The following is a 10951-nucleotide window of genomic DNA, read 5'->3' as shown; positions in this document are numbered from 1 at the left end:
CCCCGGCGAAAAGCCGTGCCGCCAGCGCCCCGCGCGCCGGCCAGCAGCAGTTTGCTGCCCCGCAGCAGCAGCGCCCCGCCGCCATGCCCCAGCAGCAGCCGACGCCTCGCGCCGCCGCTCCCGACCCGCTTGCCGTGGCAGACCCCTTCGCGCCTAGCGTCCCCGACCCCGCCGCAGCACCCATCCCGGTGCCGCAGACCGTCTCGCGCGACGCGCTTGCCGGCATGGGCGGAGCCGCCGCGACCGGTGCCGCCGTGGGCCTAGGCGCCGCAGCCGGCATCGCCTCCAACATGGCGAGCACTCGCGCCCCGCAGCGCCCGCTCGCCCAGCTCGTCGACGTCGTGAGCGGCGAGAGCCATAGCATCACCTCCGCACAGGTGACCATCGGTCGCGAGCGCTCAGTTTCCGACATTGCCCTGCGCGACCCCAACGTGTCGCGCCGCCACGCCCAGCTCACCTTTACGGGCTCGGATTGGTCGATCGAGGACCTCAATTCCACCAACGGCACGCTCGTCAACAACCGCCGTATTACGCGCTGCCCGCTGCGCAACGGCGATCTGCTGACGTTTGGCCTGAGCACCTTTGAATTTAGGGGATAGTCGCTTATGAACATCGATATCGTCCTTTTTGCAGGCCGCATCGTCCTGGTCGCCCTGCTCTATATCTTCCTGTTCGCCGTCATGAAGACCGGCGTGGGACTTGTGCGCGGACAGCGCCGCGACTCGGCTATCTGGACGATCGATGTGGACAAGGGTCCGCGCGGTATCCGCGGCATCCACGTAGACATGCTCGGCCCCGTCATCGTCGGTCGCTCGCCATCTTCGGACATCTGCATCAACGAACCGTTCGTCTCGGCCTCGCATGCGCGCTTTTCGCTGCAGGGCCCGGCGCTCATCATCGAAGACCTCAACTCGCTTAACGGCACGCTCGTCAACGGCCGCCAGCTTGTGGAGCCCGCAACGCTGCGCGAGGGCGACGAAGTCCAGATTGGCGACGTGGTCATGAAGGTGAACCGTCGATGATCGACGAGGAGAACAAGTCCGCGACTATGACCGAGGCACCGGCTGCCGCCACAGCTGCGCCGGCCCACGCCGCTCCGGCGGGCTCCGCACCCGTGGAACCCGAGGACACCGTGTTCTCCCTGCCTCTTTCGCATGTAACGCATGATATTTCGGATCTCGCCGATAACGAGGACGAAGAGGATACCGTAGCGGCGCCCATCGGCGCACATGCCGCGGAACAGCCCACAGCGCCCGAAGCAACCCCGGCGCCAGCTCACTTTGCAGAGCCTGTCGCCGCGGCAATCAACGAGAGCGCTGCGGTGTTTGCGGCACCCGAGCCCGCCGCGCCGGCGTTTCCCATAGCCCCGGCATCCGAGGTTGCGCCCGTGTCTACGCCGGCGCCCGAGCCTATAGACGTCAGCCCGCAAGACGACGAGTCGACCGCCCGCGTGTCCGAGGAGCCCGACTCCCCGGACACCGGCGATTCCGAATCAAACGCCGAGACCGACACCGTCTCTCCCGGTGACACAGCCGAGATCGACGTAGCCGCCGTTGAAGCCAAGCTCAAAGACCCCGGCTCGACCATGAGCTTTGAGCCCCTGACCGAGGAGCGCATCGAGACCGACTCGACCTATGATGCCGGCACCACCACGCAACTCATGTGGGGTGCCCGCTCCGACGTTGGCTGTGTGCGCCCGCACAATGAGGATTCCTACCTGGTGCAGTCGCCGCTCTTTTGCGTATGCGACGGCATGGGCGGTCACGCCGCCGGCGAGGTAGCCTCTTCCATCGCCGTCGAGACTATTGCCAAGACGGCCCCGCAGTCCGCCGACGCAGCACGCCTGGCGGCAGCCGTCGAGGCAGCTAACGCCGCCGTAATCGAGGCGGCCCTGAACGGCCTAGGCAAGCCCGGCATGGGCTGCACAGCCACTTGCGCCTATATCGAAAACGACACGCTCGCCATCGCCCACGTGGGCGACTCTCGCGCCTACCTGCTCCACGAGGGCACGCTCATCCGCGTGACCCGCGACCACTCCTACGTGGAGGAGCTCGTGGACGCCGGCGAGATCACGGCAGACGAGGCTCGCGTCCACCCCAACCGTTCGGTCATCACCCGTGCGCTGGGCTCAGACCCCGCCATGTATGCCGACCACTTCACTCTGCATATCGAGGAAGGCGACCGCCTGATACTGTGCTCTGACGGCCTTTCGAGCATGATTCCCGATAGCGATATCGAGAACATCGCCACGCAGTCCTCAACCGCGCAAATCTGCGTTGACAACCTAGTGGACGCGGCGCTTGCCGCCGGCGGCCACGACAACGTGACCGTAGTAGTCGTTGACCTGGTTGACGATGGCGTTATGCGCGAGGCGCAACGCGTGCGTCGCCGCAACGTCACCATCGGCGTCGTCTTAGGTCTCGTCTTGGTGCTGGCGGCTGCCATCTGGGCCTACACGGGTGTCACCGGCTCGTACTACCTGGGTACCTACCAGGGCAATGTCGCCGTCTGGCGCGGCCTTCCCGGCAAGCCGCTCGGACTCAAGCTTCACTGGCTCGAAAGCGAAACCAGTATCAAGCTGTCCGACCTGCCCGAAGACACGCAAAACCGCCTCAAGGCGGGTATTCCGCAAACAAGTGTCGACGATGCGCAGGACACGATATCCAAGTACCGCCACCAGATCGACGAGGAGCAGACCCGCCAGGTGATCGACGCGCAAACGATTCGCGACAACACCGACCAGAGATCGACCTCCGAATCAGATTCCGAGAAAACCGCCGAACAGTCCGCCGAGGCCGAAGCCTCCGATAAGAATTAGAAAGGGAGTGCCGCTTATGAGTCGCCGCAACACCGAACTGCTCTTGCTCATCGCCTCGGCGTTCCCCGTCATCCTGCTGTATGCGATGTACGTGCTCACCGCGGGCGCCGCCATCTCCTTTGAGACGCTCGCCGTGCCGATCGGCCTCTTTGCCGCCTTCGCCGCGGCACATATCGCCGTGCGCATCTTGGCGCCCGGCGCCGACCCCGCCATCCTACCCATCGTATTTATACTTTCGGGCATCGGCATCACGTTCGTGACACGCCTCGCCCCCGCTCTCGCCATCTCACAGCTCATCATCCTGTTTGTCTCGGTGGCCCTGATGGTGGGAACGCTCGCACTGGTCAAAAACCTCGACGTGGTCATGCGCTACAAGTACACCTTTGGCATCATCGGCATCATCCTGCTGATGCTGCCCATCTTTATCGGCACCACGATCTCGGGCTCCAAGCTGTGGATTCGCATCGCGGGCTTTACCATCCAGCCTGGCGAGTTCGCCAAGGTCTTTATCGTGCTGTTCCTGGCCGGGTACCTGGCCGAGAACCGCGAGCTGCTCTCCATCTCCAACCGCAAGATCCTGGGCTTTAAGATCCCTCGCCTGCGACTGCTGCTGCCGCTGTTTGCCGTGTGGGGTGTGTGCCTGCTCGTCGTCGTCTTCGAACGCGACCTGGGTTCGGCCGTGCTGTTCTACACCATCTTCTTGCTGATGCTCTACGTTGCCACGGGGCGCTTTTCGTATGTCGTTATCGGCCTTGCGCTCTTAGCCGTTGGAGCTGTGGGCGCCTACAAGTTCCTGTCTCACGTTCAGGTGCGTTTCCAGGTTTGGGTCGATCCGTTTAAGGACGCCCAGGGCCAGGGCTACCAGATCGTCCAGTCGCTCTTCTCGCTTGCCGATGGCGGCCTGGTCGGTGTTGGCATCGGCAACGGCATGGCCAACAACATCCCCGTCGTCGAGTCCGACTTTATCTTTTCGGCTATCGGCGAGGAGATGGGCCTTTTGGGCGGCGGCGCCGTGCTCATCCTGTTTATGCTTTTTGCCGTGCGTGGCCTCACCACGGCTGCCCGCGCTAAATCCGACCTCGCCGCCTTTAGCGCCACCGGTCTTACGGCAGCCATCAGCTTCCAGGCCTTCTTGATCGTTGGCGGCGTAACCCGCCTGATCCCGCTGACCGGCGTCACCCTGCCCTTTATGAGCCAGGGCGGCTCCTCGCTGCTGGCAAGCTTTATCATCGTCGCGCTCCTGCTGCGCGCCGGTGACGAGGCGACCGGACGCGAGGCCGAGCTTACCGGCACCGGCACCATGGCCGCCATCACCGATGATCAGGTCGCATCTGCCGCCGCCCCGACGGGCACGCGCTTTGCCACCTCGTCTTCCTACGGCAGCGGCAGCCATTCCGTCGGCTCGCGCATGCGCCGTCGCCTGCTCGACACGCCTGAATCCGGTGTGCTCGGCCGCGTTGCGCTCGCCAACCGTCTAACCCGTGCGGTGCTCGCCTTTACGGCGCTGTTCGCCATCCTTATCGGCAACCTCACCTATGTCCAGGTCATTAAGGCCAAGGACTATCAGGACATGCCGACCAACAACCACACCATCGCCCGCTCCAAGTACATCCAGCGCGGCTCCATCATCACGTCCGACGGCGTGACGCTGGCCGAGTCGCTGCAGCAGGAGGACGGCACCTACGTACGCTCCTACCCCAACGGTAACCTGGCAGCGCACGTGGTTGGCTACGTGAGCCAGCAGTATGGCACCACCGCCATCGAGAGCGTCATGAACGACACGCTCACCGGCTCCAAGGATTACTCCAGCTGGAACAACGCCATCGCGTCGCTCGCGGGCCAGACCCAGCCGGGCAACACCGCCAAGCTCACCATTGACTCGCGTATCCAGACGGCGGCCGAGCAGGCGCTCAAGGGCTTTAAGGGCGCTGTAGTGGTCATCGACCCGCGTACCGGCGCGGTGCTCGCATGTGCCAGCTCGCCCACCTACGACAACACCAACATCGACGCCCTGTTGCAGGCGGGCGGCGGCGAGGACGGCTCTATGTACAATCGCGCCATGGATGCGCTGTACACGCCGGGCTCCACGTTTAAGGTCGTTACGCTTTCCGCGGCACTCGAGACCGGCACCGCCAGCCTTACCAGCACCTACCAGGCGCCCGGCTCCATGGACATCGGCAACGCGCCGGTCACCAACTATGCCAACGAGAGCTACGGCACCATCAGCCTGCAGCAGGCCTTTGCCGTGTCTTCCAACGTCGTCTTTGGCCAGGTGGCAAACGAAGTTGGCGCAAACACGCTCGTGCAGTTTGCCAACGCCTTTGGCTACGGCCAAAAGCTCGGCCAGGACCTGACCTCCGCGGCCTCCATCATGGCCGACCCGTCGCTCATGACCGAGTGGGAGACCGCCTGGGCCGGCGCCGGCCAGCCTGTCGGCATGGACCACACGCCCGGGCCGCAGACCACCGTCATGCAAAACGCCGTGATTGCCGCCGCCATCGCTAACAGTGGCGTGGTCATGGACCCGTACTTTGTAGCCCAGGTACTCGCCCCGGACGGAACTGTGGTCAAGACCACGCAGTCCCGCTCGCTGGGTCAGGCCGTCAGCTCCGCTACGGCCGACCAGGTCAAGCAGGCCATGCTCGCCGTCGTCCAGTCCGGTACCGGCACCGATGCCCAGGTCCCCGGCGTCAAGGTCGCCGGCAAGACCGGCTCGGCCGAGACCGGCGGCACCAACGTCAACTCGATGTTCGTTGGCTTTGCACCTTACGATTCACCCACGGTCGCCATCTCGGTGGCCTTGGAGGATTACGACAAACACGACGTCAAGGCGGCCAAGATTGCCGGCATCGTCCTGACCGCGGCGCTCGCCGCACAGGGAGCGTGATGCCCATGATTGAATCGGACACCCGAGGCGCGCCGCGGCCGAAGAGTTAGCGGCAACGCGCCACACGGCCCCAGCGGCCACATCGTAGGTACTACACACATCGTTGAGCGAATAGTTATGTTAGGAGCAGGAATGGAACAGAGGGTCCTCGGGGGAAGATACCTCCTCAAGGATAAGGTGGGGACAGGCGGCATGGCGACCGTCTACCGTGCACAGGACCAGGTCCTCGACCGCACGGTAGCCGTCAAGATCATGCTGCCGCAGTATGCTGGCGACGCAACCTTCGCCGCACGCTTTAAGCAGGAGGCCCAGGCAGCAGCCGGTCTCTCCTCCCCCTATATCGTGGGCGTCTACGATTGGGGCAAGGACGGCGACACCTATTACATCGTCATGGAGTACCTGCGCGGTACCGACCTTAAGAGCGGCATCAAGAGCCACGGCGCCCTCGACCCCAAGAAGGTCGCCCAGATCGGCTCGCAGATCAGCTCCGCGCTTTCGGTCGCCCACAAGCACGAGATCATCCACCGCGACATTAAGCCGCAGAACATCATGGTGCTGCCCGACGGCAACATCAAGGTGATGGACTTTGGCATCGCGCGCGCCAAGAACAGCCACCTCACGCAAGACAACAACGTGCTGGGAACCGCCCACTACGTCAGCCCCGAGCAGACCCGCGGTCAGGATCTCGGCCCCACCTCGGATATCTACTCGCTGGGCGTCGTGATGTATGAGTGCGCCACCGGCCGCGTTCCCTTTGACGGCGACGACGCTATCTCGGTCGCACTCAAGCAGGTCAACGAGCTGCCTATTCCACCGAGCCAGATCAACTCCGGTGTCGACGCCGACCTTGAGCGCATCATCCTCAAGTGCATGGAGAAGGACCCGGCAAACCGCTTCCAGACCGCCGACGAGCTTCGTCAGGTGCTCAACAGCTACCTGTCGGGCCGTGCCGTCAACATCTCGGAGCCCACGCGCATCATCGGTGCCCCCGGCGAGCTGGGCGCCACCAAGACTCGCGAGCTTTCCGATCAGACGCGCGCCATGGTGCGTCCCGTCTCGGGCGTGAGCGGCCAGAATACCGCCCGTAGCTCGGTTTCGGGCTCCACCGGCTCCTACGAGGTCGAAAAGCCCAAATCCAACAAGAACAAGATCATCGCCGCCGTGGTGGCAGCCGTTGCCGTCATCGGTATCGTGGTGGCCTTTGCCACAGGACTCTTTGGCGGCGAGCAGGTCACCGTTCCCGATGTACTGGGCAAGGACCAGCAGACTGCCGTCGAGCTGATCAAGGAAGCCGGCCTCGAGGTCGGCACCATCGACCAAAGCTACAATGACGATGTCGACGAGGGCAAGGTCGCCGAGCAGACGCCCAACGGCAACACCAAGAAGGCCAAGGGCACTAAGGTGAACCTGGTAATCTCCAAGGGCCCCAAGCCCTCCGAGAAGGTTGAGGTTCCCCGGCTTGTCGGCCTGACCAAGGACCAGGCAGAAGCCGCGCTGGCAAGCGTTGGCCTGAAGGGCAACGCCTCCGAGGAGGCCAACGAGGCCGATGAGGGCCAGGTCTTTGAGCAGGGCACCGAAGCCGGTAAGGAAGTCGCGAAGGGCACGACCATCTCGTACACGGTCTCGAGCGGCCCGGATACCACGTCCGTCCCCGACCTGACCGACATGACCGAGGCCCAGGCGCGCAACGCCCTCGATATGGCAGGCTTTGGCGTCGACGTGAGCTACCAGGAGAACGACTCGGTTACCGAGGGCACCGTGATCAGCTGGAACCCCAGCGGTAAGCAGAAGCCCGGCGCCACGATTACCGTCGTCATTGCCAAGAAGTCCGGCAAGGCCAGCGTTCCGGGTAACCTGTACGGCAAGAGCATCTCCGCCGCCGTCACCGCGCTCAACAACGCCGGGTTCTATAACATTGGCTTCTGTGACCAGAACGGCAATCCCGTGAGCGGTAACGAGGATGCCACCGTTACGGGCGTCTCCCCCACCGGCAAGCAGTCCACCGACAGCACGATTACGCTGACGGTTGCACTTTCTGGCTCGGGTTCGGGTTCGGGTACGGGCGGCGATTCCGGTACGACCAACTAGTCGCCACCCAACCGCTCATTACGGCTCTCGCCGCAAACATATTCGCTCACAGGCGCCCGCTTGCTCCCCCAGCAAGCGGGCGCTTCATTTTTGACATGGCATGAACCAGAAGAGCCCGGCACCGTAGCGGTACCGGGCTCGATATTCCTCTGGTGCCCCCGGGCGGATTCGAAAACTCCCCCCCGCGGGGAAATGAGTGACGCGGGTGTCGACGGTCCGAATCCTGCCCTTAGACCAGAAGAGCCCGGCACCGTGGTGGTACCGGGCTCGGCAAATCTCTGGTGCCCCCGGGCGGATTCGAACCGTCGACACCCGCTTTAGGAGATATGATTTAATGCTACCCCCTACTATTCATCAAGCATCATTGAACACCATATAACCGCAGATAAACATAGCAGTTTGTGTCTTTTACCTCCGGTAGCTGCGCCTACGCTTTTACAAACATATTACTAACAGCTTTAGCTAAACTGCACTCAATGAATTGTTGAAAACTATTCAAAGAAACGGAGTGCAGAGATGTCAGAACAGCCACTAATTAGCGGAAGAGGCACGTGTTGGAAAGACAAGAGATCACCTAACACCTATCGCTATTATTTTTCCCTTGGGGTCAAGGACCCTAAGACAGGGCGTTACAAACGATCCCCAACTTATACGGTTCGTTGCAAGACTAAAACAGAAGCTAAGGCTGCAATGCAGGCCAAGCTGGCTGAAATCAACTCCTCTGGCACAATCACTAAAACTAAAAAGCCCACTTTGCTTGCGTCCTACTGCTGGGCCTTTCATGAAAATAGGGACACCGAGCTTGCGCCAACGAGCTATGAAAGAGAAGCGTACGATTGCAGGCATATCGAAGACCTATTCGGCGCGTTTCAGACAATTGAGGGGCTAACTCCCGATCTAATCGAAGAAACATATGCCAAAGCTCGTCGTACGGGAAAATACAAACCATCTGAGCTTGTACGAATCAATGCGAAACTGCGCCAGATTCTGTCGAATGCAGTCGCAAAGAGAATAATTGACCGAAACCCCTGCGCTACCGTTCATGTTCGCAGACCACGCAACAAAAGAGAATCACTGACAATCGAGCAAGTAGCTACCCTATGCACACATCTTCAACACATTGAGCTCACCGCCGAAGCTGTTGGTACGCTAGTACTAGTGTATACGGGTATGCGAAAAGGCGAGATGCTGGGCCTCGAATGGCGCGATTGGGACCCTGCCAATAAAACCTTGAAAATTGACAGGCAGTACACCAACGATCATGAACTGAGGGCACCCAAGTCACAAGAAAGCCAACGCAAAATCCCCGTTGGAGAAACCCTGGCCGAACGTCTTCAATCATGGTCAGCCATACAAAAAGAGCTCCTGGCCTCTCTGGGGCTGTCCCAGACTGGCAGCACTCCCATCATTAGCGATATTGCTGTCGAGCAAGGGGTCCCTACTGTCTGTCACATGAAGAACTACATCTTCAACCATTGGTTTCGCGATTTCGCAGTTAGCTGCAATCTTGGAATCTATGAGCCGAATAATTCGACTGGCGGAAAACTATATAAGGGCATCTGCCCGCATCAGCTCAGGCATTGCGTAAGCACTTTTATGCTGGCGAACGGATCGGACGTTAGAAGCGTGCAAGGTATTCTTGGCCACGCGGACCCCAATATCACGCTCAAAACGTATACAAGCCTCGTTCAACAATCAGAAATAAAAGCAGTTAAAGGCTACGAAGACTTCATCAACGCCTATATACAGAGAAGCGAGAAATAGCATGTTTTTCATTCATCGTTTTATTCATAATATTACGGTACTATAATACCGTTTCCGCAGGTAGATGCTATATTTGATTGACAACTAATGAGTTTTAATACATGCTAAAGCTGTCAGATGGCTACGCATGTAGTCATAGAAACCGGCCCCCCAAGTGCTTATGAACCTGGTAAGTCTTACAAGCACAGGGAGGGCCCTCATTGAAAGGATAGCTCATCATGGCTACTCCAAAGATTAGCACTCAGGCGTCCACACCGACTTTCCCCACTGGTGCCGCTCAGTGCGATCGGTTGCTCCGCGTTAACGATATCCGCGAACTCACTGGCTGGAGCGAAAACACCGCACGCAAATTCATGCGCGAGTCCGGCAAGCTCATCCAAATCCATCGCTCGAATTACATGTTTGAAAGCTCGTTTTATGAGCTTTTCAAGCAGCTTGAAGGTCGTACCGCCCACCTTGACTAGGTGGTAAACATGAGCGAGCTACCGTCAATTTCCGACATATTCAACGATGATGTTACCGAGCAACGAAAGATTATAGAGAAAATGGATAAAGCTATTTTTATTTCAGTGCCCGAGTGGGCGTGCTGCGTCACCACCGTTGCCGCCGAGCGTCTCATCCTCGGCCTCGTATGGAAGTTTGGAAAACCTTCCAAAAACAAACGGCCCATGGGCTTTTGCGCTAGAAGCAAATGGATTGAGGATCACTACCACTTGAGCAAGAACACGATATCCCGAGCCTATACTTCTCTAAAGGATAAGGGGTATATTCAAAAAACTGGTGATGGCAGCTGGATGCTTAATTACGCTGCAATCTACCGCGCCGCGATCGAAAACGCTTGGGAGCCCCCGAAATCTTAAGTCCACAGCCCGACTATCGACGTGGGCTTCTGTCAAACAACCGAGTTAAAAACCACTGAGCCAGAATCCGCTTCAATAGAAGAGGATTCTGGCTCAAATGATATCCGACCATTCACGCAGCATGTCTACCGCAATCTGGCAAGAATCGAGGACGGGGAAACCGTCATCGAGGTCGTGAAGGTCGGTAATCGCCAGGCGTCTACAAAAACATGCCGCGGATGTAAAATGAAGCAGGGTCGAACCGAAACAGTTCCCGGACAATTGGCGTCCGGCCAGACACTTCGATTCGACCCTTTCTCATACCTGCATCTAAAATACTCCCATAATCATTCTCGACACTTTAACGCCATCACTCTCCCGCCACCAGCACGTCATAGGTGCTATTTTCAACGAATCGATATGACCGCCCATTCATGTTCTTTAAGGCACATGATACCATGAAAACGTGCGGTATTTCTCCAATCGAAAACCTGCGTGAACGTATGACTTGAGACCCTTGATTATCAACTTTATCCGAACACCTCCCACATTCAT

The 10951-nt window shown here is 59.6% G+C and carries 8 protein-coding genes; all 8 read left to right on the top strand.

What is annotated here, in order from left to right; translation table 11 throughout:
* Positions 1 to 599, top strand: a 599-nt coding sequence (locus DW899_RS10815; RefSeq protein WP_233539959.1) for an FHA domain-containing protein, incomplete at its 5' end; no start/stop codon positions are given.
* Positions 600 to 605: 6 nt separating this feature from the next.
* Positions 606 to 1022, top strand: coding sequence for an FHA domain-containing protein (locus tag DW899_RS09380; protein ID WP_006235180.1), 417 nt, complete (start codon positions 606 to 608; stop codon positions 1020 to 1022).
* Positions 1019 to 2818 (top strand): Stp1/IreP family PP2C-type Ser/Thr phosphatase, encoded by a 1800-nt coding sequence (locus tag DW899_RS09375; RefSeq protein ID WP_117800809.1) that lies wholly within the window; start codon positions 1019 to 1021, stop codon positions 2816 to 2818. The genes DW899_RS09380 and DW899_RS09375 overlap by 4 nt, the downstream gene beginning before the upstream one ends.
* Positions 2819 to 2834: 16 nt before the next feature.
* Positions 2835 to 5705 (top strand): FtsW/RodA/SpoVE family cell cycle protein, encoded by a 2871-nt coding sequence (locus tag DW899_RS09370; protein ID WP_117778759.1) that lies wholly within the window; start codon positions 2835 to 2837, stop codon positions 5703 to 5705.
* Between the two features lie 132 nt (positions 5706 to 5837).
* The gene (gene pknB, locus DW899_RS09365; protein WP_117800807.1) at positions 5838 to 7793 is read left to right on the top strand and encodes a Stk1 family PASTA domain-containing Ser/Thr kinase; all 1956 of its coding nucleotides are present in this window, start codon (positions 5838 to 5840) and stop codon (positions 7791 to 7793) included.
* A 690-nt stretch (positions 7794 to 8483) separates the two neighbouring features.
* The gene (gene xerC, locus DW899_RS09360) at positions 8484 to 9557 is read left to right on the top strand and encodes a tyrosine recombinase XerC (protein ID WP_158566606.1); all 1074 of its coding nucleotides are present in this window, start codon (positions 8484 to 8486) and stop codon (positions 9555 to 9557) included.
* Between the two features lie 218 nt (positions 9558 to 9775).
* Positions 9776 to 10021: a hypothetical protein gene (locus tag DW899_RS09355; RefSeq protein WP_117640700.1), complete on the top strand. Its 246-nt coding sequence runs from the start codon at positions 9776 to 9778 to the stop codon at positions 10019 to 10021.
* A 9-nt stretch (positions 10022 to 10030) separates the two neighbouring features.
* Positions 10031 to 10417 (top strand): hypothetical protein, encoded by a 387-nt coding sequence (locus DW899_RS09350; protein WP_117629695.1) that lies wholly within the window; start codon positions 10031 to 10033, stop codon positions 10415 to 10417.
* Positions 10418 to 10951: the final 534 nt, after the last annotated feature.

Source organism: Collinsella sp. AM41-2BH, from assembly GCF_003468085.1.
In the GTDB taxonomy this organism is placed as follows: Bacteria; Actinomycetota; Coriobacteriia; order Coriobacteriales; family Coriobacteriaceae; genus Collinsella.
This window is presented reverse-complemented; position numbering and strand designations above follow the sequence as displayed.

What these genes read in the sequence shown, in the direction of transcription:
- DW899_RS09380 (WP_006235180.1), top strand. Translation starts at nt 606, where the DNA reads ATGAACATCGATATCGTCCTTTTTGCAGGCCGCATCGTCCTGGTCGCC.
- DW899_RS09375 (WP_117800809.1), top strand. Translation starts at nt 1,019, where the DNA reads ATGATCGACGAGGAGAACAAGTCCGCGACTATGACCGAGGCACCGGCT.
- DW899_RS09370 (WP_117778759.1), top strand. Translation starts at nt 2,835, where the DNA reads ATGAGTCGCCGCAACACCGAACTGCTCTTGCTCATCGCCTCGGCGTTC.
- pknB (WP_117800807.1), top strand. Translation starts at nt 5,838, where the DNA reads ATGGAACAGAGGGTCCTCGGGGGAAGATACCTCCTCAAGGATAAGGTG.
- xerC (WP_158566606.1), top strand. Translation starts at nt 8,484, where the DNA reads ATGCAGGCCAAGCTGGCTGAAATCAACTCCTCTGGCACAATCACTAAA.
- DW899_RS09355 (WP_117640700.1), top strand. Translation starts at nt 9,776, where the DNA reads ATGGCTACTCCAAAGATTAGCACTCAGGCGTCCACACCGACTTTCCCC.
- DW899_RS09350 (WP_117629695.1), top strand. Translation starts at nt 10,031, where the DNA reads ATGAGCGAGCTACCGTCAATTTCCGACATATTCAACGATGATGTTACC.